This window comes from Paenibacillus sp. MMO-58 (assembly GCF_037146255.1).
Taxonomy (GTDB): domain Bacteria; phylum Bacillota; class Bacilli; order Paenibacillales; family Paenibacillaceae; genus Pristimantibacillus.
The window spans coordinates 439,196-465,051 of sequence record NZ_JBBCVY010000001.1 but is presented as its reverse complement, the minus strand read 5'-3'; the positions used below and the strand labels follow the sequence as shown (position 1 = coordinate 465,051).

The 25,856-nt window shown below is 51.4% G+C and carries 23 protein-coding genes; 5 read left to right on the top strand and 18 right to left on the bottom strand.

Annotation, left to right across the window (positions count from 1 at the left end; genetic code table 11):
• Window positions 1-2: 2 nt before the first annotated feature.
• Window positions 3-1,517, bottom strand: a complete 1,515-nt coding sequence (locus WFJ73_RS01945; RefSeq protein ID WP_336771392.1) for a spore germination protein — start codon at window positions 1,515-1,517, stop codon at window positions 3-5.
• 98 nt (window positions 1,518-1,615) lie between these two features.
• Here WFJ73_RS01945 and WFJ73_RS01940 point away from each other — a divergent pair, with 98 nt between their 5' ends.
• A complete protein-coding gene (locus WFJ73_RS01940; protein ID WP_164775418.1) occupies window positions 1,616-1,780 on the top strand; it encodes a hypothetical protein in 165 nt (54 codons plus the stop codon).
• A gap of 154 nt (window positions 1,781-1,934) precedes the next feature.
• Here the strand turns inward: WFJ73_RS01940 and WFJ73_RS01935 are convergent, their stop codons facing one another.
• The 7 genes from WFJ73_RS01935 to WFJ73_RS01905 form a co-directional block, all read right to left on the bottom strand.
• Complete coding sequence (locus tag WFJ73_RS01935) at window positions 1,935-2,321, bottom strand: GIY-YIG nuclease family protein (RefSeq protein WP_336771389.1); 387 nt, start codon at window positions 2,319-2,321, stop codon at window positions 1,935-1,937.
• Window positions 2,322-2,616: 295 nt separating this feature from the next.
• A complete protein-coding gene (locus tag WFJ73_RS01930) occupies window positions 2,617-3,072 on the bottom strand; it encodes an SRPBCC domain-containing protein (RefSeq protein ID WP_336771387.1) in 456 nt (151 codons plus the stop codon).
• A gap of 105 nt (window positions 3,073-3,177) precedes the next feature.
• Window positions 3,178-7,524, bottom strand: a complete 4,347-nt coding sequence (locus WFJ73_RS01925) for an S-layer homology domain-containing protein (protein ID WP_336771385.1) — start codon at window positions 7,522-7,524, stop codon at window positions 3,178-3,180.
• Window positions 7,525-7,669: 145 nt separating this feature from the next.
• Window positions 7,670-8,521, bottom strand: coding sequence for an NAD-dependent epimerase/dehydratase family protein (locus WFJ73_RS01920; RefSeq protein ID WP_336771383.1), 852 nt, complete (start codon window positions 8,519-8,521; stop codon window positions 7,670-7,672).
• Window positions 8,522-8,550: 29 nt separating this feature from the next.
• Complete coding sequence (locus WFJ73_RS01915; protein ID WP_336771381.1) at window positions 8,551-9,663, bottom strand: AbrB family transcriptional regulator; 1,113 nt, start codon at window positions 9,661-9,663, stop codon at window positions 8,551-8,553.
• Window positions 9,664-9,690: 27 nt separating this feature from the next.
• Window positions 9,691-10,341, bottom strand: a complete 651-nt coding sequence (locus WFJ73_RS01910) for an MBL fold metallo-hydrolase (protein ID WP_336771379.1) — start codon at window positions 10,339-10,341, stop codon at window positions 9,691-9,693.
• A gap of 95 nt (window positions 10,342-10,436) precedes the next feature.
• Window positions 10,437-10,838, bottom strand: coding sequence for an Rrf2 family transcriptional regulator (locus tag WFJ73_RS01905; protein WP_336771377.1), 402 nt, complete (start codon window positions 10,836-10,838; stop codon window positions 10,437-10,439).
• A gap of 143 nt (window positions 10,839-10,981) precedes the next feature.
• On the opposite strand from WFJ73_RS01905, the gene pdxR reads away from it, so the two are divergent.
• Window positions 10,982-12,415: a MocR-like pyridoxine biosynthesis transcription factor PdxR gene (gene pdxR, locus WFJ73_RS01900; protein WP_336771375.1), complete on the top strand. Its 1,434-nt coding sequence runs from the start codon at window positions 10,982-10,984 to the stop codon at window positions 12,413-12,415.
• 53 nt (window positions 12,416-12,468) lie between these two features.
• Here the strand turns inward: pdxR and WFJ73_RS01895 are convergent, their stop codons facing one another.
• From WFJ73_RS01895 to iolD, 8 genes are all read right to left on the bottom strand, one after another.
• Window positions 12,469-12,597 (bottom strand): hypothetical protein, encoded by a 129-nt coding sequence (locus tag WFJ73_RS01895; protein ID WP_265525124.1) that lies wholly within the window; start codon window positions 12,595-12,597, stop codon window positions 12,469-12,471.
• Window positions 12,598-12,745: 148 nt separating this feature from the next.
• Window positions 12,746-13,753: a LacI family DNA-binding transcriptional regulator gene (locus WFJ73_RS01890; RefSeq protein WP_336771369.1), complete on the bottom strand. Its 1,008-nt coding sequence runs from the start codon at window positions 13,751-13,753 to the stop codon at window positions 12,746-12,748.
• Between the two features lie 111 nt (window positions 13,754-13,864).
• Window positions 13,865-14,680: a 5-deoxy-glucuronate isomerase gene (gene iolB / locus WFJ73_RS01885; protein ID WP_336771367.1), complete on the bottom strand. Its 816-nt coding sequence runs from the start codon at window positions 14,678-14,680 to the stop codon at window positions 13,865-13,867.
• A 14-nt stretch (window positions 14,681-14,694) separates the two neighbouring features.
• Window positions 14,695-15,735, bottom strand: coding sequence for an inositol 2-dehydrogenase (gene iolG / locus WFJ73_RS01880; protein ID WP_336771365.1), 1,041 nt, complete (start codon window positions 15,733-15,735; stop codon window positions 14,695-14,697).
• 24 nt (window positions 15,736-15,759) lie between these two features.
• Window positions 15,760-17,205, bottom strand: a complete 1,446-nt coding sequence (locus tag WFJ73_RS01875) for a CoA-acylating methylmalonate-semialdehyde dehydrogenase (protein ID WP_336771363.1) — start codon at window positions 17,203-17,205, stop codon at window positions 15,760-15,762.
• Window positions 17,206-17,233: 28 nt separating this feature from the next.
• Complete coding sequence (iolC, locus tag WFJ73_RS01870) at window positions 17,234-18,235, bottom strand: 5-dehydro-2-deoxygluconokinase (protein ID WP_127493617.1); 1,002 nt, start codon at window positions 18,233-18,235, stop codon at window positions 17,234-17,236.
• Window positions 18,232-19,149: a myo-inosose-2 dehydratase gene (iolE, locus tag WFJ73_RS01865; protein WP_336771358.1), complete on the bottom strand. Its 918-nt coding sequence runs from the start codon at window positions 19,147-19,149 to the stop codon at window positions 18,232-18,234. Before iolE ends, iolC begins: the two co-directional genes overlap by 4 nt.
• Before the next feature lie 22 nt (window positions 19,150-19,171).
• Window positions 19,172-21,037 (bottom strand): 3D-(3,5/4)-trihydroxycyclohexane-1,2-dione acylhydrolase (decyclizing), encoded by a 1,866-nt coding sequence (iolD, locus tag WFJ73_RS01860; protein ID WP_336771357.1) that lies wholly within the window; start codon window positions 21,035-21,037, stop codon window positions 19,172-19,174.
• A 264-nt stretch (window positions 21,038-21,301) separates the two neighbouring features.
• Between iolD and WFJ73_RS01855 the strand changes: the two genes are divergently transcribed.
• From WFJ73_RS01855 to WFJ73_RS01845, 3 genes are read left to right on the top strand one after another with little or no spacing between them, the layout of a single operon-like run.
• On the top strand, window positions 21,302-21,652 hold the full coding sequence (locus WFJ73_RS01855) for a VOC family protein (protein WP_336771354.1): 351 nt from the start codon (window positions 21,302-21,304) through the stop codon (window positions 21,650-21,652).
• 26 nt (window positions 21,653-21,678) lie between these two features.
• Complete coding sequence (locus WFJ73_RS01850; RefSeq protein ID WP_336771352.1) at window positions 21,679-22,134, top strand: hypothetical protein; 456 nt, start codon at window positions 21,679-21,681, stop codon at window positions 22,132-22,134.
• Between the two features lie 31 nt (window positions 22,135-22,165).
• Window positions 22,166-22,678, top strand: a complete 513-nt coding sequence (locus tag WFJ73_RS01845) for a hypothetical protein (protein WP_336771350.1) — start codon at window positions 22,166-22,168, stop codon at window positions 22,676-22,678.
• Window positions 22,679-22,745: 67 nt separating this feature from the next.
• On the opposite strand, the gene WFJ73_RS01840 is transcribed toward WFJ73_RS01845, so the two are convergent.
• Both WFJ73_RS01840 and WFJ73_RS01835 read right to left on the bottom strand, forming a co-directional pair.
• Window positions 22,746-25,013, bottom strand: a complete 2,268-nt coding sequence (locus tag WFJ73_RS01840) for an FAD-dependent oxidoreductase (RefSeq protein ID WP_336771348.1) — start codon at window positions 25,011-25,013, stop codon at window positions 22,746-22,748.
• Window position 25,014: 1 nt separating this feature from the next.
• Window positions 25,015-25,842 (bottom strand): carbohydrate ABC transporter permease, encoded by an 828-nt coding sequence (locus WFJ73_RS01835; RefSeq protein WP_336771346.1) that lies wholly within the window; start codon window positions 25,840-25,842, stop codon window positions 25,015-25,017.
• Between the last annotated feature and the right edge of the window lie 14 nt (window positions 25,843-25,856).

Below are 25,856 nucleotides of genomic sequence, written 5' to 3'. Positions count from 1 at the left end.
TGCTAAGAGGATCCGGGCATCTGATTATCACCCATGCGGTCAACATCCTGGGCAAATCCCGGACGCTCATCCAGCATCCACAACGGAAGTCTCAGCATCGTATCCCGTTGATCGGTAGGACGGTAAGGGCTTGCCGGCGCCAAGTACGATTCGCCAAACGAACGAATGGATAAGGCATGTAGCAGAAGCGCGAAAAACATCGTCGAAAAACCAAGCAGGCCAAGAAATCCGGATGCGATCATAAGCGGGAAGCGGAACATCCGAATCGCAAGCGACGAGGAATAGCTTGGAATGGCAAACGAGGCAATTCCCGTTATCGCAACAATAATAACCATAAACGGCGACACAAGACCCGCCTGTACGGCAGCCTGACCGATAATAAGCGAGCCTACGATGCTGACCGCTTGACCAATCGGCTTGGGCATTCTTAAGCCCGCTTCACGCATCAGCTCAAAAGCAAGCTCCATAATAAGCGCTTCGAGCAGTACCGGGAACGGGACAACCTCCCGGCCGGACGCAATCGTCAAGGCAAGCTGGGTTGGGATCATCTCGTGATGGAACGAAACCAGCATCACATATACGGAAGGCAGCATGAGGCTGATCAGGAACGCAAAATATCTTACAATGCGGAAAAAGGTTCCTACCCAGTAACGGTTGTAGTAATCATCCGGTGCCTGGATGTACTGCCAGAAGAAGGTCGGGACGATCAGGACAACCGGCGTGTTGTCGATAAAGATCGCCACCCTGCCTTCAAGCAGCGCGGAAGCTACCTTATCCGGCCGTTCCGTGCTTTGTACCGTGTTGAACATGGACAAAGGCGCATCCTCGATAAGCTCCTCGATATACCCGCTCTCCATGACGGAATCGATCTTTATCCGATTCAGGCGGCTTTTAACCTCGTCAACCAGCCCTTCCTTGACAAGATCGGAAATGTAGGCGATGTTCACATCCGTCTGCGACCTGGTACCGATTACCATCGATTCGAAACGCAGCATCGGATCTTTAATCCGCCTGCGTACATGAGCCGTATTCGTGCGGATGCTTTCCATAAAGCCATCCCGCGGCCCGCGTACGTTATTTTCCGAAGATGGCTCTTCTACCCCGCGGTCCTTCCAGCCCCTCGTGCTCACAAGCAGCGCCTGATCAAGACCTTCCACAACCACCAGCGTATCGCCCGAGAGGATCCCGTTAATGCCATCCCTCACATTCGGGCAGTCCTTTACCGCTGCGTTAAACAACAGGCTTGTCCGGATAGATTCCGCCGTTGCGAGCTCCGCCGGTTCACGGTTTAATTGGCTGCCAGTCACGACAAGCGCCCGGACGATGGCCTCTACAAGCGTTGTATCCGCAAGCCCGTCCATAAAGCAAAGAAGTCCCGGGGAGCCCGCTTTGCCGCATAGCAGAAAATCACGCTTTTGAACATCGACGCTATTACCCAGTATCTGTTCAAGCGCTGCCGCATTCTCCTTCACGGATGGCTTGAAGGTTCCTTTAAGCAATTCCTGTATAGAGGACAAAGTCCCTCACCTCTTCCCTTAAGGTGGTATAGGCTTAACCGCAATCGATCACAATAACTGGTAAACATTGGTTTACATATCATACTAGGAGCTGGCCTATGAATTTCTATCATTCCTGGATCTATCAGAAAATGCTAAATACCGAATGGTTCCTGTGGTTGATCTTCGGTTCCCTGCTTGCTCTGAATTTTCTCTCTCCAGTTATCGTCTGGTACGTGATTAGAAGAAATGCCAAGAACCGCCGCAGCAGCAAGCAGAATTGATTCAAAACGAAAACTGGAAATAATGTGAAAAATACACCGCTAGTATGCTTCCTTGCTGCTTGTTTTATTCGCCTGTTATACAAAAACAACCCGCAGCCTCCAAAGGAAGTCGCGGGTTGTTTTTGTATATTATGGAATGAAAAGTTGTTACGATCTAATTCGCACGAGGCCGGCGGTTATACCCTTTTTCATCATAAGGCTGAAGCTTCTCGATCCAAAGCTCGAGCAGAGCGTCCACTTCCGCCTGATACTTTTTCAGCTCGGAACGGTCCGTCACATTCTCCTCGCGCGGCTTGATCGAATCCAGCTCTTCAAAAATAAAGCAGCTTCCCCCGTACTTGTTCCAATCCTGCTGCAATTCAAATACGGTGTTCATATTTGTTTGCTGCATGAAGGCGAGCCGGTTCTTTGCTCCATCCAAATCCATTGTGCCTAGTACCAGAACTTTCTCGTTCTCCGTATTCCGAATCTGATAAACACCCATTCTCCGGAAGGTCTGGGCGTAAGCTGTCCCTAGTTCGCGCTTGCGTTGTTTCTCCATTTGCTCATCATCTCCTTCATACTTATTTACTAATTTACTAAATAAGTAACGTAGTCAAGATTAGCATACGTTGCAGTTTGGCGTCAACCAATGCAGGGAACCACTTAACCACATTCTTGATAAGGAATAATTCCCCTTAACACCATAGCCGAGACAAGCATGGCTGGATAAGCAAGCCTGGACATAACAAACAAGGCTAGACATACCTGTCTAGCCTTGCGAAGATAACGAGCAAAAAATCCGGTTAAGCGGTCAGCTTAATGATTCTAAGCGATGCTTGCCTCAAAAAAGGCGATTACCGTGATTCCGCAAATTTCTTAATCCCATCCATATAATCGGACTCGGGATAAGTGGCCTTGGCATGCTCATATCCGGCATTTCCAGCCGTCCAGTCGCAGGTAAAAATCAGTCGCGTTGCCTCTCCTTCAGGCAAAATACGGAAGTGCATATCGCAATAGTTTGTCTCATGATGAGGATCGTAAGCCGGCGCGGCATGCTGTTCATAAGCAAATTCATGATTGGGTTCATAACTGCGGACAAAACCGTAAACATGAAGCGTGTTGTCTCCGTCCGCCCCTTGCCCGCGGTATTCGATTCGCGCTCCCGGCTCAAAGGTGGATTGCATCGTGCAGCCAAATAAAGTTGCTTGAGCCCCTTCTGAGGTGGCAACCGCTGCCCATACATCCTCTGGTGCAGCCTGAATAACAATATCAAACGTAAGCTGATTACGACCTGCTGTAACTTCGGCCATTCTTTTCACATCCCATCATCCTATTAGTCTACCTGTTCAGCATACCATGTTTATTTTGGGAATTAATACTAAAAACCACGCCGGCTGGCGTGGTTTTTTTAGATGCTATTGCTCCAGAAGCCGGAGCAGCAGCACAACAGCTTCGGCACGCGTAGCCGTTCCGTTTGGCACAAACAGATTGCCTCCGCGTCCGTTAAGGATTCCTGCTTGCTTTAACGCTTCTATCTCCTCTTTCGACCATGCCGGGATAGCCTCATCATCATTAAATCCTGTACTCCCGGCAGAAGCTGTCGGCAATTGAAGGATACGCGCAATGATAACCGCCATCTCTGCACGGGTAATAGCTGCGTCCGGACGGAAGGTTCCGTCGGCATAGCCGTTAATAATACCGGCATTTACAGCGATTGCAATAGCATCTGCCGCCCATTCCTGAATGCTTGCTCCGTCAGTAAACGTCGCTTCCTTGCTTGAACTCGGCAGCTGCAGTGCCTTCACGAGCATAACGACAAATTCGGCACGCGTTACGGTATTGTCAGGACGGAACGTACGGTCCGAATATCCGTTAACAATCTTTTTCTCTGCAGCCTGCTTGATCAGTTCCTCCGCCCAATGTCCCTGAAGATCCGTAAAGACCGGAGATGGAATTGCTACGCGGGTAACGGTCACTTTATACGTTTTTGTATTGCCGTTCTCCGCTACTACCGTCCACTCCAACACGTTAGCTCCAAGCGTCAGATTAACGGAGCTTTGCGATGCCGAAACCTGGCCGTTTACTTTGAGCCCTATTCTTGCTTTGGAATCCGATACAGCCGCGCTTACATCCAATTGATCAGCTTCCGTCTCAACCGTATAGTCGGTTGTAGCCGGGCTGAAAGCAGGAGACAAGCTAATGGCCAGCCCTTTTGCCGATAGGCTGATTGCTCTCAAACTAGCATCGCTGGATAGCGATGGGCCGCTGGTCACCGGAGGCGGAGCTACTACCCGTACCGTGCGGCTGACTTCGTCGGCGGTATTGCCTGCATCATCGGTTGCGTTATAAAGAATCGTATAAACGCCAACGGTATTTACGTCTACAACATCGCCTGTTGTAACGACGGCATTTAGGTTTCCTTGTCGGCTGTCCGTTGCCGTTGCCCCTTGATCTTGATAGGCAGTGCCTCTCACAATCTGAATTTCTGCATCGCCGTTAAGCGTAATAACAGGTTTCACCGTATCTATCGTCCAGGTATAGGATGCGGCTTCGCCTGTTACTTGGCCATTCAAGGCATGAATTTGCACGGTATGAGGCCCGTCGGCAAGCTGCGATAATACGAGAGGCGAAGCTGTCGCTGCCCAATCCGAATTATCCAGGCTATATTCGAAGGTCACATTTTCCCGGTTGCTTATAAAGCTGAAAGAAGCCGAGCTGTTGTTCGTAAGGGCATTAGGCCCACCGGTAATCGTAGCGGAAGGTCCTTCCGACACAACCGGTTCCAGCACGTGGACCGTACGGGTTACGGCAACTGCGGCATTACCGGCGGCATCAGATACGGAATATTGAACCGTATAGTCTCCTGCCGTTGTTGTATCCACCGATCCCGTAACCGTTATCTGCCCGGTCAAATCCCCGTCATGGTTATCTGCTGCAGCTGCTCCAGAATCGGTGTAGGCTGTTCCTTTCTCCAATTGAACAACCGGGTCGCCGTTAAGCGTGATAACCGGCTTGACCGTATCGATCACCCAAGTATATTGGGCAGGCGTTTCGTCCGTATTGCCAAAAATATCTACCGCGCGGACATACAGCGTATGAGAGCCGTCCGCAAGCTTCGAAAAAGTAATCGGCGAAGAACAAGCTGTGTAATACTCGCCATTGTTATCCAAGCTGCACTCAAACGTTGAGCCGTCTTCATTGCTGCCGAAAGTAAAAGACGGGGTACTGTCACCCGATACAACTGCCGGGGAAGAAGCAATGATGGTATCCGGCGCGGTTGTATCCACCTGCGTATTCCGATACACGCCATATACGTTAAATTCATTGATCGACCACCAGCTGCTGGATGTACCGGTCTGAACCATTTTGATATAGCGGACGCCCGCTGCCGTGATATTAATCGTTGTTGCGCCGCTTGCTCCATTGCCGCTGGCTACGCTGCTTCCCCAATTCGTGCCGTCCGCCGATACATAAACTTCGTAGCTCTTGGCATAGTCGGACCCGCTCGATTCCGTTACGATCTTCGTGATATCCGCTGCCGTTTTCATATCCACAATAATGTATTGGCCGTTTGCCATCGGAACACCGGCGCTCCAGCGCGTACCTGCTCCATCAAACATATTGGCCGGAGCATCTCCGCTGGAAGGCGACGATTCCGCCGTCCAGCCTGTGCGGTCAAGCGCGCCGCCGGATATTTCCGGCGTAACGGCTGTAACCGGGCTACTGGCTGCCGAACGGTTGCCGCTGCCATCCTTTGCTACGATTTTATACGTATAGCTGGTAGATGCCTTTAATCCCGTACTGTTGTATGCGGTAGCAATCGTAGATCCGATCAGCGTGTTGTTCCGGTATATTTCATAGCCCTCAACGCCAACGTTATCGGTTGAAGCCGTCCAGCCGAGGTTAATTTGACTGCTGGATACCGGCGTTGCGGTCAAGCCTGTTGGAGCGGTTGGCGCTTCCGCGTCGCCCCCCGCGAACAATTTCATCGTTTGTCTCATGTTGCTGCTGGAGGTCACGCTGCCGCCGTTTCCGTTGACAATATGCGTAATCTCGCTGCCTGCGGTTCCGTTCAGCCAAATCGTCGTCAGATTATGCAATTTGATGCCCGGATTAGCCGGCGCTTCAATCGCGTTCTCCAGCTTGATCGCCGCATCCCGGAAATATGAATAAATGCCAAGCCCCCAAGCTTCATGGCTTGTTACCTGATCGCCGATTTTGTAGGAGGCGTAACCGTTAACCGTTCCGTTATTGCTCATCCAGGATTGTTGGTCCGGAACATCATAAGGAATCTCCGATTGATAGAAATATAACCGTCCGCCGTTGCCGTTCCAGACTGTCTGATATTCATTATGATGCTCGTTAAATAGACCGTAGATGGTAACGTCGTCCCCATTAACGACTAGACCGTTCTTCGAGACATTCGATGCCCACGCTGCTCCGGCTCCGTGGTCGGCGCGCCAGATCCAGAAGTGATCGCCGATAACATCGTTGCTGTTAATTTCGAGGGCCGTATCATTGCTGCCGTTCACATGGCCGCCGGTGCGGAAGAACACATCGGAGAGCGAGATCGGATTGCCCGAATGATCAGCTGTGCTGCCTTGCTCGCCTACCTTTAACAGGGTCGATGAGGTTTTTTCGCCTGCCTCAATGACAAGTCCGGACACATTAACCCCGTCTACATCGTCAACGACAATGACGTCCTGCCCGTTATCCGGGATCAACGTCGGCAGTCCGATGCCGTAAACAACGGTATCCGGGTTGGTTACGTGAATCGTGTCGCTTAGATGATAAATACCAGGGGTGAAGAACAGGTTTTTCCCATCTTCCAAAGCGGCGTTGATAGCTGACGATGTTGCCGTGTCGGGCCTAGCGATATAGAAATCATCGATGGAGATTGACTGGCCCGGCGTCTGGCCGTTCGCCCAGCTGACACCTTGCGTATTCTTCTGAAGCGAAGGAACAAACACCCGGTATTGACCTTGATTATCGATATATACATATGGCTTTTCGCGGACAACCGGCGTATTATCGATCACGGTATAAGGCGGGTCGGGAAATTCGCCGGAAGGCGCGTTTTTATCTCCGACAAACACCATGTTCCATACGCCGTTCGACCAGCTGTTCCATTCGCTGTTGCGAGAGAACCATTGCTGCTGCGATGCGGGAATAATATTGGCGTCAATCTTGGAATCCGCCAAATATCCGCCGCTCGCCCAGCCGGCATCCCAGGAGGATGTAAAATCAAACAGATGCATGTCTTTGCTGACGACATGCACGCGGCGCATGGGAGCAGCCTGGGAAACGGCATACCTGACGGTCGTGTTCTGATCGCTTGGCGCGATCTTCACGTTCTCGATCGAGCGCCAGAAATTCCGGGTCGCATTACCGTTATCCCATTTGGCATCGACATTCAAAGCGCCCGTTATCGTAACATCATCCGGATTCTGTCCAAGACCCGCTACGGATGTGTTGAAGCCGACGTTCATATTGACGTTGTAGGTGCCCGGCTTGAAGAGCAGCGCATACCGTTCATCGCCAAATTCGTTTCTTTCCTGTTCGCCGTATACGGCACTGGTAACGCTTTCAATATCGGCTTTAGACATAGCTGGATCAAACACATACACATTAGGACCAAAAATCGTGGAGTTAGCGGGGGAACTTGGAATGGCAGCATGCGTGACTGTGGGATAGACGGTGTTAAGACTGATGGCAAGCGCCATTGCGGAAACGGCGGCTGTCACCTTCTTCATCTTCTTCATAATTGCCTCTTTACCTCCCAAATCTTATTGGATGGAAGTCTAGGTGGCAGGTCTAGCTAAATAATAACGCTTTCATTTCCAAATGAAGGAGGGGTGAACTTTAGAATATTGGTGTTGTAAAATTAAGGACTTGATACATAATGTCTCAAGTCCTTAACAATTGATCCCGCCAAGACGGGTATTTAGGCGTCCATCCGTATTGCTGTTTAGCCTTTTCGTTCGAGGCCCCCCGCTCTCCCCGGTTCATGCCATCCTGCATAACCGACTCCGGCGCGCCAAGCGACTTGGCATATAAGGGCAGCCAGACCTTCCCTTCCGCCGGTACATCATCCACGATGTTTACGGGGCCAGCCGGCCAATCCAGTGCCTGAAGGGCAGCGCGGGCTGCGTCCTCGATATGAAGGAACGAGGTCCGGCCATCGGTTGCCGGAACATTGCCCAGCTTCACCTGCCCGGCGAACATCCCGTTTTCATGATCATAAAACGTGCCTGGTCCATACAAAGCCCCATACCGCAAAATAACGGAATGCGGCATTTCCGCTGCTGCCCGCTCCATCGCAATGACACCGTCAACCGAAATTTTCCGCGGCAGCGGCGCTTCTTCATCCAGCCGGTCCTTTTCGGTTGCGACCGATTCGCCAGGCTCGTAAGCCCAAGAAATGCTCTGCACAATCATTCGCGGCACCTTAGCGCCCAAGGCTGCATCAACCAGATTACGGGTCCCCTCTATGCGAATTCTCGCATTATCCGCCAGGTTCCATTCGCTTAGAGCGGTGAGTTGATGAATCACTATATCCGGACGGTAATCCGCAAGTAATTCGAACAGTCTGTCCCGGTCGTATACATCGGCGACAACGGCAAATGCTCCTGCTTGCTCGATTTGTTCCACCTTGGAAGCGCTCCTGGTCATTCCCATTACCTCGTGCCCCGCTTCGGTCAGCAAAGGCAGCAGCAAACGTCCAACAACGCCGGCAGCTCCGGCAACCATGATTTTCATAACGGCTTCGTTCTCCCTTCAACTTCGGATTAGTGCGGCTGCTCCGCGCGCGGGCTTTTCAGCTTGATCCGGAATAACAGTCGCAGCAGCGGCGATACCGCAAAGTAAATAAAGAAGGTACGGAACAATTGATAACCGGATACCATCGACAGATCCGCATTGATCTCATGGGCCAGTATCCCCATCTGATCCATCCCGCCCGGCGCAAGACTAAGTAAAGCGGTAGACCGCGATACCGGATGAAGCAAGGTCATCAACTCGCTAAGCCCCCATGCGCAAAGCATTAACACTAGACCGCTTCCGATGGCAAAAGAAAACGTCCTTACCTTCCGCTGGAGCTTGCCCGGCTTAAGCAGCAGCCCCACATACGTGCCGATCATCAGCTGCGATGCGCTTATTAACGTAGACGGAAGCGATGGCCCGTGCAGCCCGATTCCTTGCAGAATAGCTGTAGAAATCGCGGGTCCAAGCAGAAAAGCGGTCGGAAATTTGATCCGGTTGCCCGCAATCGCACAAATGGCGCATACCGGCGCAAATATCAATATGTTCGGGAATAGAGCTGCCCAGTTTTCATGCTTGGCCGCGATCGGCACGGCTGCAGCCGCCGCGTCATGCACTTGTCCGAAGATCGGACTAAACACAAGTAACGGAATCCCAATGACAATAATCATTAGCCGAACGACCTGCGTCATTGTGACAACGGTCAAATTTACGCCTTTGGTCTCCTCGGCAAGCGCCAGTACCTGCGACAAACCGCCGGGGATACTGCCAAGCAAAGCGGTCTCGAAGTCCGTATCCGAAAACCTTGACACCACAAAGGCAATTCCGCCGCATAATAGCAGCAAAATAACGGTCATCAGGCACATCGTCGGAAGCTGTACGCCCATCTCTTTGAGCGCCGTTCCCGTCATGGACAGACCGATGGTATACCCGACAATCATCATGCCGGAATTGCGGATTTGGCGAGGCCATCTATACTTGCCTTTCCATACGTTTGATGCGATTAACACTGCAATCATAGGCCCTAGCAGCCACGGTATCGGCGTATTAAGAAGGTAGAAAATGATCCCGCCGCCAACGGCGGTTACGAGAGTAATGAAAAATTTAAATCCGTTTGCTTCCGATATTGCTTGCCTGCCCATCGTTGCAATCCTTCCTTCCCTTACTCGTTAATCATACAGGAAAGTAACGATGCCTGCATAATCCTTCAGCGATTCTTTTTTCACGTCAAGCTCCTTCACTTCCCGGCTTGGTTTGCCGGCTGCCGAGATAAAATTCTCCACTTTATCGAACAAAAGCTTGCCGGGCAGTCCAAGCGCCTTAGTCCGGTAATGCATCGGAATCGTAATGGCAGGATTGAGCTGGTTCATAACCGCAGCGGCATCCGTACCGTTTAAGGTCATCTTTCCGCCAGCCGGAACCATCAGAATATCTATTTTCCCGATTTGCGCGATTTGCTCCGCCGTCAGCAGATGTCCCAGGTCACCGCTATGACATACCGTCAAATCCCCTGCCTTAATCACATAAACGATATTCGGGCCTCTTTTCTTGCCGCCTACTTTGTCATGAAAGGTCGGGATGCCTGTGATGGATACATCCTTTTTCCCGTATGGTCTTGGCTGATTAACCAGCATATATTCGCCGGAAGCCACTTGAATCTGGTTATGGTCTTTATGATCATGCGTGACGATAACGATGTCGGACTCGATATTTTTGGGCATCCTGTAGCCAAGGAGACGTCCGTAAGGATCGATCAAGATCCGCGTGCCTTCGTCTGTTGTCAGCAAGAAAGAAGATTGGCCATACCATTTGATTTTCATAAAAGAATTCCCCTTTGAATGTGTGCGTATTTCTGCACAATTTAGAATGAGAAAACCTCTGTAGAGGCTGCTCTAAAATGGATGAACGACTATTTCTAATCCAATAAATCGGATATCGTATAGTTACCCAGCACAAAATAAACCTGATCGGAAATATCCGACATGATTTGCTTGAAAGACTCGTTTACTTTTTTGCCGAAATGATGATTTCCGGTTGTGTCCAGCATGCGGTCCCATGGAGGCTCCTCTTCATGCACGGTCTTATATACCTCGCGGAGCGTAACGAGCTCCGGACGTTTCGCCAGCTGGTAGCCGCCGGTACGCCCTTGCTTCACTTCAATGATGCCGCCCTCCACGAGCTGCGACAGAATCTTGCGCAAAGCGGTTGGCTCGCAATGAATCCGCTCTGCAATTTCGCTGCTTGTCAGCAGCTCTGTCTGGGAAGCCAATACGATTAACGCCTGAACGCCAAATCCAAACCGTTTCAGTTGTGCCATAGCTGCCGGAACGTTTCCTCCTTCGCAATAATATGTGCTAATTTTAGCACACTTTAATCGGCATGACAAAATCAATGTTACTGCCTCGGACTTAGACGGATGGCTCTTCCGTATAGTATTGTAGTGATTAAGAGGTGAACAGCATGTGGAGACCGGACAGAAATGATAAAAAACCGCTGTATCAACAAATCGCGGACTATCTGGAGCAAAGAATTTCGTTAGGAGAGCTGCCTCCCGGCAGCCACTTGCCTTCCGAACGCAAGCTGGCCGAGCAATTGGGCGTTAACCGGAGCACCATTGTCCAAGCCTACGAGAATCTTCGCGCTTCCGGAATGATCGAAAGCGTGACGGGGAGCGGCACACGCGTCTGCGGGCATCTATGGGGAATGGACCCCGCGCCGAATTGGAGCCGTTACGTGGAAGGCGGTTCGTTCCTGCCTAATTTGCCATTCATGCGCAGGATTCGGGAAGCGGTTCAAAGCGGAGAGCCGTTTATTAACTTCGCAAACGGAGAATTAGCTCCAGAGCTGTCGCCTAACGAAGAGATCTCGTCGATTATGCGGAACCAGCCGTTTCATGAGCCGCTCGGATACGGAGATCCTCAAGGCTATGTCCCGCTGCGCTCGGCAATAACCGACTTTCTTCAAGAGCAGCGCGGGATTCAATCCACCGATGACTCCATTCTGGTTACTTCGGGCTCTCAGCAATCCTTGTATCTCATTACGCAATGCCTGCTGAATCCGGGTGATGCGATCGCGATCGAAAATCCGTCGTATTGCTACTCCCTGCCTATGTTCCAATCAGCGGGTATCCGCTTGTTTGGATTAACGGTCAATGAAGATGGAGTTGATCCGGAGGAAATACGGGCTCTATACAAGCAGCACCGGATCCGCATGGTATTTCTCAATCCGAACTTTCAGAATCCGACCGGAATGGTCATGAGCGCCCAGCGGAGAGAAGAGGTCTTGAGTTGCTGTGAACAGCTCGGAATACCTATCGTTGAGGATGATCCGTTCAGCTTGACCTCCTACGATGACAACGCTCCTCCTCCTATCAAGGCTATAGACCGGAACGGAAGCGTCTTATATATCGGTTCCTTATCGAAGGTAGCGGCTTCCGGCCTTCGGATCGGCTGGATGGCAGCGCCTCATACGGTTATCCAGCGTCTGTCGGATGCACGGCAGCAGATGGATTTTGGCCTTAGCATGTTCCCGCAATGGATAGCAGCGCATTTGCTCGAGTCCGCTTCGCTTACTCCGCATCTGGAACGGCTGAGGGACTCGCTTCGCCTGCGTCGCGACATGATGGCGGAGGCGCTGCAGACGAAACTTGGGAACGAGGTCTCCTTCCATTTGCCCCAAGGAGGATTAAATCTCTGGTGTAAAATCAACCGAAAAATCAAAGATTACCACCTGCTTAACAACGGGATCAAACATGGCGTATTGTTCATTCCGGGCAGCGTGTTCGGCACAGAGCCGGGATTTGTCCGATTATCCTATGCCCGTTCTTCCGTCGACGAAATTGTGACGGGGATTGATAAATTTGCCCTAGCATTGAGAGCGACGATGTCAAATTAAAAAAGACGTATGCAGCGTCCTCATTCCGGACACAAAGCATACGTCTTTTTATTTTAATGAGCCTTCTGCTCCGCTTCCAGAAGCTCCTCGCCGTGTACAGCCATACGTCCGAATAATACAATAAGAAACGGACCGGATATAAACGCCGCCGTCAGAAATATAAAGGAGATTAGTTCCTTCAATGCGTACCACCCTTTGCTTTATGATGTTAGTGACCTCATCATAAAGTCCGGGCATGCTTCTGTAACCAGCCAATTTTGCGTAACTTAAGCCATCCAATCCGGCTAGGAACAAACATAAAATGCCTCCCGGCTTACAGGAGGCATCTCATCAGCTGTTTGCTTTTGCCGTCGATTGACGGATATTGATTTCCGGCCGCAGCACGATTCTTTTTTTGACCGGCTCGGCTTCGTCCAGATTGGAGATCATCAATTGGAACGCCTGCTTCGCCATGCTGGCAATCGGCTGTGCTACCGTAGTAAGCGGCGGATCTACGACAGCCGCCAGGATTGTATCGTCAAAGCCTACAATCGACAGCTCCTCGGGCACCTTGATCCCGAGACTCCTCGCTTCCTGCATCGCCCCGATTGCAAGCACGTCGTTACAGCAGAATATCGCGGTTGGACGGTCCCCGCGGCCCAGCAGCTCGCCGGCTCCGCGGCGTCCTTCCTCAACCATGTAATCGCAGATGACGAGATTGCGATCGTCGAATGAAATCTGCCGGTCCTGCAGCCCTTGCTTGAAGCCGCGGATCCTTTCCCGGGCGCTGCTTACCTTCAATTGCTCGGACAAGATGGCGATCCGGGTATGACCCATTTCAATCAAATGCTGCGCAGCCATCAACCCGCCAACATAGTCGTCGGCTACAACCGTATCTACTTCCAAAGCTGACGCTTCACGCGATATCATCACAATCGGAATTTTTCTGGCCTGCAGGTTGGTCAGGATATCCAGGTTGTCTACCCCGGTTCCAATCAGGATACCGTCAACGTTCTTTTGTTCCAGCAGCGCAATATAACGTTCCACCCTCTCGTCTTTATTGTCCGTGCTGCACATGATCACGCTATACCCCAATTGATGCGCCTGATCCTCGATAGCCCGCGCAATCTCGGAGAAGAACGGGTTGGATATATCCGGTATAAGCAATCCTAGCGTATAGGTCTTCTTCCCCATCAGGGCGGAAGCATTTACGTTAGGCTGGTAATTCATCTGCTCCATAATTTTAAAGATTTGTTCCCGTCTTTTCTTGCTGACATTGCCTTTTCCGTTAATGGCATTGGAGACAGTGGCAATCGAGACCCCTGCTTCTTTGGCCACATCGTATATGGTTGCTTTCATGCCGAATCCCTCTGAAAAGTAAGATGGGGGATAGATGACCTATCCCCATGATTTCCTATTATGAGTGTTTCTATCAGCAGTTGCAACCGCTCGGAGCGCCAATTGCCGGGCTTACTTGGCCGTAGAGTTCAAGATCCATTGATGATCGGGATCATTGTGGAATTTCCATACGCGGCGCGGTCCCGCCATGACATTCAGGTAATAGACTTCATAGCCGGGAGGTGCCGCAACCGGATGATAGCCTCGCGGAACAAGCACGGCCTCGCCGTTCTTCACGACCAGCGTCTCATCCAGATCCCTTTCATCCGTATAGACCCGCTGAATCGCGTAACCTTGCCCGGGATCTACCTTGAAATAATAGGTTTCCTCCAGAATCGATTCCTCCGGAAGATTGTCCCGGTCATGCTTGTGAGGCGGATAGCTGGACCAGTGGCCGCTTGGCGTAAACACTTCTACCACAAGCAGGCTGTCGGCCGGCTCCTGCTCCGGCAAAATATTTTGGACGAGACGTTCGATATTGCCGGAGCCCCTTACTTCCGTCCCTACCTGTTCAGGCGCGATCAAACGCGCTTCATGGTTTCCGTGGCCAGGCGCGGAGCAGACGGCAACCTCCAATTCCGTAAGAGCCTCGATTCCGTAAGATTGACCATTAGGGACATAGACCGAATACGGCGGGATTTTCTCGAAAACACTCATCCGCCGGCCGATTTCGCTCCATTCCTTGCCGGCAGCCTTTACGTTCGCCAGCCCGCTCAGCAGAACAAGGCATACTTCCTTGTCTTCCGTTTGTCTCTCGACGGTCTGGCCCTTCTGCAATTTCAGAACTTCAAAACCGACATAGGTCCATCCGGCCGATTCAGGCGTAATGGACAGGACGGAGCCGTCCGGACCCGCTGCTCTCTCTGATGTGACGATAAGCTTGGACATGTTCGATACCTCCGTTATAGTATGGCAGACTGAAGCAGCAATTCGTCCAGCTCTGCCAGCTTGATCGATCGGTTCAGCTTGCAGGACAGCTTCGCGGCAAGCGCGATCCGTTCTGCCTGCAATCCGTCTTCTCCGGTTACCGGCAATGCCGTGCCGTGAACCAGACTGTCGATAAACTGCTTCGACTCGTCCGCGTAAGCGCCCATATAACGCTCCAGGAAGAAATGCAGCGGTTTGTCGGAAATAATTCCTTCTGCCGTGCTCACAACAGCCGTATTCGGATGGTCGTTGGCAATCGCAACGCTCCCTTTGGAGCCAAACACTTCAACGCGTTGATCGTAGCCGTACACCGCCTGGCGGCTGTTGTCGATAACGCCTAGGGCGCCGTTTGCGAACTTCAGAGTAACAATGGCCGTATCGATATCGCCGCATTCTTCAAATACGGGATCAACGAGAACGCTACCTTGCGCGAATACTTCCACGACCTCGCTGCCGGATACAAAACGCGCGATATCGAAATCGTGAATGGCCATATCCATAAACAATCCGCCGGAAACTTTAATGTATTCCTTGGATGGCGGATTCGGATCGCGGGAAGTAATCTTTACGATATGCAAATCCCCGATGGTTCCCGCTTCCACATGCTCTCTTACCCGTTTGAAGTTATGATCGAAGCGGCGGTTGAATCCGATTTGCAGCTTCACCCCGGCTTCCTTCACCGCTTTAATCGCTTCAGCCGTTTCCAAGATGGACATGCTGACCGGCTTCTCGCAGAAAATATGCTTGCCGGCTTGCGCCGCCTGCTTGATCAGCGGCACATGCGTATCGGTGGAGGAGCAAATAAAGATAGCATCGATATCCGGATGCCCGATAATCGCATCGGAATCTTTGGACAAGAGGCCAATGCCCTTTGCCGCCGCCCAGGCTTCAAGCTCCGGTCCGGCGAACAGATCGCTGACGCCAACGATCTCGACCTCCGGATGCTTAAGCAGATTTTCTGCATGTATTTTACCGATTCGGCCAGCGCCGATGATGCCGATTTTCACTTTTGACATCGAGTAGACCTCCCGTATGATCGATTACCAGCGTGTTGTAACCATTTTCTTGCGCGTGAAGAACTCGACGCCATCGGTGCCGTTTGCGTGCAGGTCGCCGTAGAACGATTTCTTCCAGCCCGAGAACGGGAAGAAGGCCATTGGAGCCGGAACGCCCAGGTTAACGCCAAGCATGCCTGCATCAATCGTTTCGCGGAATTGACGCATCGACGCCCCGCTTTGCGTGAACAGGCAAGCGCCATTCGCGAATTCGGAACGGTTAGCCAGCTCGATTGCTTCGTCCAGCGTGTCTACGCGTACAATCGACAGGACAGGAGCGAAAATTTCGTCCTCCCAAATTTTCATCTCGCTTTGCACCTTGTCAAAGATGGTTGGGCCAACAAAGTAGCCTTGACCATCCGAAGCAGCATCCTTCCGGCCGTCGCGGATCAGCAGAGCGCCTTCCTTCTCGCCGATGTCGATATATTTAAGCGTACGTTCCTTGTGAGGTCCGCGAATAACAGGACCAAGGAATACGCCGTCCTCCATGCCGTTGCCGATCGTAATGTTGTCGGCAGCTTCCTTAAGCTTGCCGACAAGCGTGTCGCCAACCTCGCCTACGGCCACAACGACGGAGCACGCCATGCATCGCTCGCCCGCGGAGCCAAAGGCTGCGTTTACGATTTCTTTTACCGTCAGATTCAGATCCGCATCCGGCATAACGATCGAATGGTTTTTCGCGCCGGCAAGCGCCTGCACGCGTTTTCCGTGCGCCGAAGCCGTTTTATACACATATTCGGCTACAGGCTGAGAGCCTACGAACGAAATCGCCTTAATCGTTGGATGCTCCAGCATGCCGTTTACGACATCGTGAGCGCCGTGAACGATATTAAACACGCCTTCGGGAAGTCCCGCTTCCTGCAGCAGCTCAGCCAGACGGTTAGCCAGAAGCGGCGTACGCTCCGAAGGCTTCAGAACAAACGTATTGCCGCAGGCAATCGCAAGCGGGAACATCCAGCAAGGCACCATCATCGGGAAGTTGAACGGCGTAATGCCGCCAACAACGCCAATCGGATAGCGGTACATGCCAGATTCCAGGTTGGTTGCGATATCGGGAAGCTGTTTGCCCATCATCAGGTTTGGCGCGCCTGCCGCAAACTCCACGCATTCGATCCCCCGAAGCACCTCGCCGTACGCTTCGCCGTAGCTCTTGCCGTTCTCCAACGTTACCAGCTTCGCAAGCTCATCCCAGTTGTCGACCAGAAGCTGCTGATATTTGAAAAGAATACGAGCTCTCTTTGGCACCGGCGTTCGGCTCCAAGTTTTGAATGCTTCGGCAGCCGTGCGTACGGCCAGATCAACGTCTTCTTTCGTAGACAAAGGAACGTTTGCGAGAACTTCTTCGGTAGCCGGGTTGTAGACTGGCTCGCTTTGCGTTGCTGCAGCTTCTACCCATTGACCGCCAATCCAGTTTTTTAATTGTTGTGTCATAGGAGCACCTCTTCCTTGTATTTGCGAATTAGACTACAATTTCACCGCGTTCGCAGCGGGCGATATAATCATGAACCTGCTCTGCTCTTGGCATGGCATCCGAGCAGCTGTGGCTGGAAATAACGATACACGCGGACGCGCTGCCGAACTCCATGCTTTTCTCGAGCGTCCAGCCCTGCATAACGCCGTACAGGAAACCAGCCGCATAGGAGTCGCCGGCGCCAAAGGTCTTGATCACCTTGGCTGGGAACGACTTGGCACGGTGGCTTGCCCCGTCCTTCGTGTAAGCGATGGAGCCTTCTTTGCCGTGCTTGATAATGACGATCTGAGCGGAATGATTGAACCATCTCGATGCCGTGCTATGATCGTTATGCTCCTGCTCGAAGCATTCCATCATATCGAACTCTTCCCGCGTTCCGAGGATAATGTCGCATTTCTCGGCGGCAAGATTATAATAAACGGCCGTTTCCTCTTGCGATTTCCATGTATAAGGGCGGTAATCCAGATCAAAGGCAATAACCGTGCCATGCTTCTTCGCGTATTGAAGCGCTTGGAACACCGCTTCGCGCGAAGGGCTTTGGGCAAGCGCCGTTCCGGAAATAAGAAGCAGCTTGGATTTCGCGATCAGCTCCTCATCCACTTCGCCTGGCGTAAGCAGCAGATCGGCCACGTTGTCGCGGTACATCAAGATGCTGCAGTCGGTTGGACTCTTAATTTCGGTAAAAGCAAGCCCGGTAACCGCACCCGTGTAGTCGTTTACGACATTGCTTGTATCAATCCGGTTCTTCTTCAGATAATCGCGGATAAAGCGGCCCATCTGATCATTGGCGATTTTGCCGATAAATGCGGTCTTCAGATCGAACCGCGACATGCCGATCGTAATATTGGCCGGAGAACCGCCCACATATTTCGTGAACGTACTGGTCTCTTCCATCGGACGGTTAATTTCGTTCGCGTTCAGATCGATGCAGAGACGGCCGATTGCCGTGAAGTCGAGAGACCGGTCAGCCGGAAACTTGATGTCGTTCATTGGGATTCCCCCGCTTTCGTAGGAAGTAGCGACTCCAGATAAGTGATGGCTTTGGACGCGAATTCGTATGCCGGAGATTTGGCAGGATCCTGTTCCCCCTCAAGCATTGCCCAGCCGTTATAACCGCGGGCCAGCAGCTCCTCCACAACCGGGCGGAAATCAAAATCTCCGGTTCCCGGAACCGTAAACACGCCTTTGCGGATACAAGTGATAAAATCGGCCTTTTCCGCTCGCGCCTCATCCAGCACATGCTGTCTTACATCCTTCAGATGAATGTAGGCGATCCGGTTATAATGCTTGCGAAGCACCTCAAGCGGATTGGCTCCGCCATAGTAGGCATGCCCGGTATCAAACAGCAGGTACACGAGGTCCGGGTCGGTCAGCTCCATTAGACGGTCGATTTCTTCCGGGCTTTCCACGGCCGTTCCGCCATGATGATGGTAGGTCAGCTTAAGACCATGCTGCTTGGCCAGTGCTCCGGCTGCATTCAGCCCTTCGGCAAGACTCTTCCAGCCTGCTTCGTCAAGCGGAATAATTTCCTTCTCGTGAGGCGTGCGGCGCGGATCGAAATGAAGCGAACCGCCAACCTCGCAAGTACTGATCACCGTACTGCCCATTTCCTTGAGGAATTCGACATGCTGCTCGTAAGCCGCAAGCTCTTCCTCCCGGTAAGCCGGATCCGAGAACAGCACGGATTTCCACTGGGATACCAGCTGCAGGTTTCTTTTCGCCAGCTCCTGCTTCAGAACCTCGATATCAGTCGGATACTTGCGTCCCATCTCGGTACCGGTCAGGCCTAACCGCTGCATATCGTCCATAATTTGCTCGTATGTGGTGTCGGCACCATGCTCCTTCACGTCTTCTCCGACCCAGTTGATCGGATGGGCGCCAATCTTGAACGGCAATGTCTTCATCAGCCTCAGCTCCCTTAGCGTCTTATATCGTTCTTGCGGCGCGGATCCGCTGTTTCATGTCCACATGCGCGTCCAGCACTTTATTGCTGACTGATACTTCCGGTACGCCAACGTTCCACCAGGATTCGTAACCGGCTGTATTGGTGCCCGGCACGACAGGAATTTCGATCAAGGTCGATACCGTCTCTTGCTTGGCTTGAAGGAGCGCTGCCTTAAGCTCTTCCGCGGAATTCGCCTTATAGGCTTTTGCCCCTAAGCTGCGGGCATGTGCCGCAAAGTCAATCGGCATATAGCTGCCGGTAAGTCGTCCCGTAGCATTGTCGCGGTAGCGGAATTCGTTGCCGAAGCCTTCGCTTCCGTGGCCGCGCTGCAGGTTGTGAATACACTGGAAGCCGTGATTATCAAATAATAAGATCGTGATTTTAACGCCTTCCTGCAGGCTTGTGATCAGTTCGGAATGAAGCATGAAGTAGCTTCCATCCCCTACAACGGCGTAAACTTCTCGCTCACCAGCTGTTGCCAGCGCCGCGCCAAATGCTCCGCTCACCTCATAGCCCATGCACGAAAAACCGTATTCCATATGGTAAGTCTTCGGCTGGGCCGGTCTCCACAAGCGGTGCAGATCCCCCGGCAGGCTGCCTGCCGCGCAGACAATGACGGAGCTTGGATCAATCGTGTTCTGAATAACGCCAAGCGCATGGGTCTGGGCAAGTCCTTGCTCATGCTCCAAGGTGTATAACCGGTCTACCTCGGCATCCCAGGTCTTTTTCAGATCCGCAACTTCATGATCTCCATAAGCGGTTTGATAGCCGGATGCCGCAAGAGCCTCTCCAAGCTGCGTTAGTCCCAGTCTGGCATCGCCTGTCAAGGCAGCGCCGCCCCATTTGGCGGAATCCAGCGGACTCACGTTAATATTTATAAATTGAACATCATCCGCAAAAGCCGATTTGGAAGATGTGGTAAAGTCGGAATACCTTGTTCCTACCCCTATGATGACATCCGCTTGCTTGGCCAGCAGGTTGGCAGCCAGCGTTCCCGTTACTCCAACGCCGCCAACATTGAGAGGATGATTCCAAGGGAGCACGCTTTTTCCGGCTTGGGTCTCCGCTACCGGAATGCCGTACGTCTCCGCCAAGTCTTGAAGCTCGCTCACGGCCGATGCGTACAATATGCCTCCGCCGGCAATAATAAGCGGCTTCTTCTTGCCCTTAAGCAGCTCTGCCGCGCGCTTCACCGCACCCTGGGCAGGCGGACGGCGATCGATATAATGAATGCGCTTACCAAAAAACGCTTCCGGGTAATCGTAAGCTTCTGCCTGAACATCCTGCGGCAATGCTAACGTTACCGCACCCGTCTCCGCCGGGTCCGTCAACACGCGCATCGCTTGGAGCGCTGCCGACATGAGCTGCTCGGGCCGTACGATACGGTCCCAATATTTGCTGACCGGCTTGAAAGCATCCGTAGCGGACACCGTATAATCGGAAGCGACTTCCAGCTGCTGAAGCACCGGGTCAGGTTGGCGGGATGCAAAGTTGTCTCCGGGCAGCAACAGTACGGGGATGCGGTTCACGGTAGCTGTTCCAGCGGCGGTCACCATATTCAGCGCGCCCGGTCCGATAGAAGAGGTACACGCATAGATTTGCAGGCGGTTCTTTTGCTTGGCAAAGGCCGCAGCCGCATGCACCATGCCTTGCTCGTTTTTGCCCTGGATCAAAGTCAGACTGCCGGGGCTATACTCCAGCGCCTCGCCGATCCCCGTTACGTTGCCGTGTCCAAAAATCCCCATGACGCCTTGAACGAACTTGATCTCCTCGCCATCGATTGAAACATACTGCGCATCGAGGAACCGAACCAAAGCCTGGGCCATCGTCAATCGGATAGTAGTCATAGTGCCTCCCGTTTAGTTAATCGCTTAATTAGACATAAAATAAGTAAATGTAAAGACTTTATTCGACAATATGAAACAAAGTTAAGTAAAATTAGTTAAGCGCTTAACTCCATTATACATACCGCCCTGTATTTTTCAATTCCTTTTGGAAAGAAAATTTGATGAGCTGCTTCAAACCTGGTGGATTTTGGTCTTATCAAAGAAGAATGAACGAACAGATGTCGAATGTATTTTATATTGATGCTTATATCCGGGAGGTCTGAAATGAAGGTCAAACGAATCGTCGCAAATATCTTTGCAAAGGATGCCGCAGCGGCAAAATGCTTCTACCAGGATGTGCTCGGCCTTGATTTATTGATGGATCATGGTTGGATTAGAACATATGGTTTAGATGAAGAGATGCACATTCAACTTAGTTTTGCTTCGCAGGGTGGCTCAGAAACGCCAACGCCCGACCTATCGATTGAAGTCGACGATGTCGATGCTGCATTGGAAGGCATGAAGAGAGCTGGATTTCCTATAGAATACGGACCTGTTAATGAGCCTTGGGGCGTTCGGCGATTCTATGTCCGCGATCCGTTTGGCAAGCTTATTAATATTCTTGCTCATGAGTAAATGGTAAGGTGATAACAGTGTATCTTATGCGAGGTGTGTCGGGATTCCTTGCCGATGAATTGCCAAAAGTCAATTCAATAAATTTCAAAAGACTTTGCCACGCGGTAGCGGACTATTCCAAAGGAAAACTACTGTCCTTTGAAGAACCGTATTTATCGCGGAACTTTTTCAAAGCGGAGCTTGATATGGTGGACAGACGTGCTTTTATCCTGTTAAACAGTTCTTATCCATTCGTTGCGTTTGCTTCTTCCGTTCAATACTTCGATATTGCATTTGTCGACGACTCGCTTTCTAGTGTTATAGATGCATCGAGTAGCGGTTTCAAAGTGTTAACTGTAAATACACTTAAACAACGATTAGTTATTGATAAGAAAACACATGCGTTGTTAAACGAAAACAACCTAAATAAGGCGGAATTAGACCAAATATTGTATTGGAAACCAAAGACTGTAGGAGATGTCATTTTTAACTTTTGGGACTAAAATCTCTCTTGAAAGATGTGATAACCATATAATGATTGATTTCTTGAGAAATAAGAGTATAAAAGCTTACAACGAAATTATTGAGATAGCAGAAAAGCCTGCCCTCTTGTTCTCTAATGACAGCGGTCAATACATTTCAGAAGCTAAATATAATCTCTATACCATTCAGAAGTTAAATAAACTAATGAAGAAAGACAGTGTTTCTATTCATGAGTTAGAAAAGATTTTTATCTTTATTGAGTATGCATGGTCGGCATATTTAAAGAAGCATTTTAGGGGGAAATCTTTTCTTTTTTACGTTTGGGGAGATTCTCAAATACCTGCCTTCAGGATATCCGTTTTTTCTTATTATGAGGGATTAGAGTTGCCATTTGGTTGTACGTTGAACAAGGTAAGCAATTTACAGAATGTACTGATTCAATACAAAAAGGAAGCACAGTTTGATGGTTTAACGATTATCGGAACGGATGAATCAATTCTAAATGATGACGGAACTGAAATGAATTACATCCTAAATGTATATTCCAAAATCATTACTTGCTAGTTACATGACGAATATAAAAAAGCAGGGTGGAATACGAAGATTCCACCCTGCTTTTTGTTCTATAACCTTATTCATAAATGCGAATTTCAATCACTTCGGCATGTTCGCCTCCGTTGGTTTCCTTTACCACAGCCCGGATCCGATCCGTCCGTACCGGCTTGCCCAGCGTATGGATTTTTTTACGTGTCCGGTTCCCGCCGTCGCTCGCGACTGTGATCCATTCGCCGCTTGCCCATGCCTGCAGCTCATACGATTTGGCAACCTCCGGAATAACAAGGAACGGTGTCTCATGATGATGAAGGTTAATCAAATCCTCGTTCACGTCATCGTTAAAGGTGATATGAACTTCCCTTACATCGGCCGGCGCTTCAAGCGCAATCTCCACCCATTCCTCCCGGCCTTCCGCCAACGGCTGGGACACCCACGAATGCGGGCCGCCATACGGACGCGCATAACCGTCAATGACTTTGTCCGGCGCAAAAGCTCCTGTGCCAACCGCAAAGCAGAAAGGCTTCCGAACCAGTCGTTTCATGGACCACTCAATCACCGGCTGATCCGGCTGATGGTCCTCCAGATCGGAGCTTACCATCGGCTTAACCCCTCTCTCGAACGCTAGCACGCCAGTAAACGGAACGGCTGACGTGTGGAGGCTAACCGCTTCATTGGCGCGGACAATAACAAACACATTGCAAGGCTCATCACCAAAGAGCTCACTGTCTGCAGGCACATCCAGCCATTGGTTCTCCCCCGCTGCAACCGGGATAGTTAAGGCTTGCTTAAAGCCAGCGGGCACATAATTCTCCGGACGGCCCGTATCCCAGAGCTCAACGGTCAAGCTGGTTGCTTCGGATGCTGAAACGAGAAGAGTTAATTTATTAAAGCCGCCGTCAGCAGGAAACACAAATCCGATATCCGAAGCAAGCCGATACTCTTCTGCCGGACGATCAAGCCAGATTTGCGTCATCGTACTGGATGCCGTCACCGTTCCCGTTCTCGCTAAATCCGCCGGATCTTCATTGCGTAGACCAATAATGGAAGCATCCATGCGCAGCATCGTTTGCTGAAGCTCGGTTAAATGCCGCTCGCGCAGCTCGCGTGGCGTAATGCCTTTGCTGGCCGACAGAGCGGCGCCAACGCCGGCCGCCTCCCCCATTACCGCGCAGGTTGCCATAACGCGGGTTGTCCCAAAGGCAACATGAGAGGCGCTGACATTACGTCCCGCGAACAGCAGATTGCCGACATTCCGGGAGTACAAGGAGCCGAACGGAATATGGTAGATGCCGTCGGCATGGAGATGCTTGGAGCCGCTTTCGGTTGCGTACATGCCTTGCGGCGGATGCAGGTCAATCGACCAGCCGCCAAAGGCGATGCGGTCCTCGAACGGACGCTGGGAGATCACGTCGTTTTGAGTCAGGATGGTATCGCCCAGAAAGCGCCGGTATTCGCGCTTGCCCGGAATGGAGCCTACCCATTCCAGCGTCATATGGTCGGCTTCGAATTTGCCGGAGTTTTTAATATAATCCCAGATTCCGTAAATAACGGACCATAATTCATCCCGAATCCGTTCGTTCTCATGGACGGTATCGAACTCGCCGCCCCATTCGATCCACCAGTAGTGACAGCCGGAGTCGCCGCTGCGGATCACGCGCTTGATCGGAATCGAGGTTGTCGTAATGTCTTTCGCAAACGAAGGAGCAACGAACCGGACCGGCTTGCCGGCGTCCTTCGTATAGAACAGCAGTGTGCTTCCAAGCGTAATATCGTCGGCAACTTCAGGGGCCCAGTCTTCCCCGAATTCGTCACGAGCCTCACGCCCGATCCGGTAAGCCGCCCCTGCCAGGAAGCCAACAAGTCCATCCCCCGTACAATCGAGGAACACTTCGCTCTCAAACGTAATTTCCCGTTCCGAGCCCATCATCCAGCCCGTTACGCTGCGAATCGTCCTGTCGTCGAGTTCTCCGTCCGCTTCGACTTCCCGGACATCCGTATTCATATACAAGGCTAGATTAGGCTCCGCTCTTACCGCTTCCAGCAGCGTTACATCCCAGAGATAAGGATTGCCTTCCGGATTGCGATACTGGTTCTGAATGAAGAGCTCTCCCATAATGCCGGTTTCGCGGGCATACCGGTTAACGCCATGCCCGGTAGCGCCGCATACCCATACCCGCACCTCGGAGCTGGAATTGCCGCCAAGCACAGGGCGGTTATGGACAAGCGCCACCTTCTGCCCCAATCTTGCAGCGGCAATCGCCGCGCTGATTCCTGCCAGACCTCCGCCAATAACCGTTACATCGGACTTTACCCTCTCATGTCTCATGTCATAAGCCTCCTTCAATTTAGCCTTTAACGGCCGTACTGGAAATACCTTGTATAATGTACTTCTGGCCAAGCAGGAAAATTAGAATCATAGGAACGATTGCCGCCGAAGAGGCTGCCATCATGCCGTTGTAATCAACGTTGTTTTCCAGAACGAAATTCTGGAGGCCTAGAGGAATCGTATACAGCTTGGGACTTTGCAGGAAGACAAGCGCATTCTCGTAATCATTCCATTGCCAAGAGAAATCGATAATCGCAAACGTCGCCAAGGCCGGCTTAGCCAGCGGCAGAACAAGACGGAAGAAGATCCGGAAATGCCCCGCGCCGTCAAGAAAAGCCGACTCCGTAATCTCCTTCGGAATGCCCAGGAAAAACTGCCGGAGCATAAACACGCCAAAGATCGAAAACATGGCTGGCAATATGAGCGCCCAATGGGTGTTATAAATATGAAGCCAGTTAAACATGATAAATTTCGGAACAAAGATAACTTGAGGAGGAATCATCATCATGGATAAATAGACCATAAAAAGGGTGTTCCGCCCTTTAAATTCCGTACGGGCAAAGCCGTAAGCGGCAAGCGCCGACATAAAGACGGCGCCGGCTGTGCCTATCACCGATATTTTCAGAGAGTTCAAATAATAAGGCAAAAAGTTATAGCTTCCCGACCAAATCCGCTTATGACTGCTCCAGTCGAGCTTCGAAGGAAGCCAATGGCGGAATACTTCGCTTGGGGTCTGGAAGGATGTGCTGATCATCCATAAGAAAGGGACAATCATAAACAACCCTGCGATCAGCATCAAGATCGTAACGGAAAGCTTAACCGGTAGGTTCTTATTGGTTTCAATCATCAGGCTTGCTCCTC

Bases quoted from the DNA above. Each gene is read 5' to 3' on its own strand.
- WFJ73_RS01940 (WP_164775418.1), top strand. From the start codon at position 1,616: ATGAATTTCTATCATTCCTGGATCTATCAGAAAATGCTAAATACCGAA.
- WFJ73_RS01935 (WP_336771389.1), bottom strand. From the start codon at position 2,321: ATGGAGAAACAACGCAAGCGCGAACTAGGGACAGCTTACGCCCAGACC.
- WFJ73_RS01930 (WP_336771387.1), bottom strand. From the start codon at position 3,072: ATGGCCGAAGTTACAGCAGGTCGTAATCAGCTTACGTTTGATATTGTT.
- WFJ73_RS01925 (WP_336771385.1), bottom strand. From the start codon at position 7,524: ATGAAGAAGATGAAGAAGGTGACAGCCGCCGTTTCCGCAATGGCGCTT.
- WFJ73_RS01920 (WP_336771383.1), bottom strand. From the start codon at position 8,521: ATGAAAATCATGGTTGCCGGAGCTGCCGGCGTTGTTGGACGTTTGCTG.
- WFJ73_RS01915 (WP_336771381.1), bottom strand. From the start codon at position 9,663: ATGGGCAGGCAAGCAATATCGGAAGCAAACGGATTTAAATTTTTCATT.
- WFJ73_RS01910 (WP_336771379.1), bottom strand. From the start codon at position 10,341: ATGAAAATCAAATGGTATGGCCAATCTTCTTTCTTGCTGACAACAGAC.
- WFJ73_RS01905 (WP_336771377.1), bottom strand. From the start codon at position 10,838: ATGGCACAACTGAAACGGTTTGGATTTGGCGTTCAGGCGTTAATCGTA.
- pdxR (WP_336771375.1), top strand. From the start codon at position 10,982: ATGTGGAGACCGGACAGAAATGATAAAAAACCGCTGTATCAACAAATC.
- WFJ73_RS01890 (WP_336771369.1), bottom strand. From the start codon at position 13,753: ATGAAAGCAACCATATACGATGTGGCCAAAGAAGCAGGGGTCTCGATT.
- iolB (WP_336771367.1), bottom strand. From the start codon at position 14,680: ATGTCCAAGCTTATCGTCACATCAGAGAGAGCAGCGGGTCCGGACGGC.
- iolG (WP_336771365.1), bottom strand. From the start codon at position 15,735: ATGTCAAAAGTGAAAATCGGCATCATCGGCGCTGGCCGAATCGGTAAA.
- WFJ73_RS01875 (WP_336771363.1), bottom strand. From the start codon at position 17,205: ATGACACAACAATTAAAAAACTGGATTGGCGGTCAATGGGTAGAAGCT.
- iolC (WP_127493617.1), bottom strand. From the start codon at position 18,235: ATGAACGACATCAAGTTTCCGGCTGACCGGTCTCTCGACTTCACGGCA.
- iolE (WP_336771358.1), bottom strand. From the start codon at position 19,149: ATGAAGACATTGCCGTTCAAGATTGGCGCCCATCCGATCAACTGGGTC.
- iolD (WP_336771357.1), bottom strand. From the start codon at position 21,037: ATGACTACTATCCGATTGACGATGGCCCAGGCTTTGGTTCGGTTCCTC.
- WFJ73_RS01855 (WP_336771354.1), top strand. From the start codon at position 21,302: ATGAAGGTCAAACGAATCGTCGCAAATATCTTTGCAAAGGATGCCGCA.
- WFJ73_RS01850 (WP_336771352.1), top strand. From the start codon at position 21,679: ATGCGAGGTGTGTCGGGATTCCTTGCCGATGAATTGCCAAAAGTCAAT.
- WFJ73_RS01845 (WP_336771350.1), top strand. From the start codon at position 22,166: ATGATTGATTTCTTGAGAAATAAGAGTATAAAAGCTTACAACGAAATT.
- WFJ73_RS01835 (WP_336771346.1), bottom strand. From the start codon at position 25,842: ATGATTGAAACCAATAAGAACCTACCGGTTAAGCTTTCCGTTACGATC.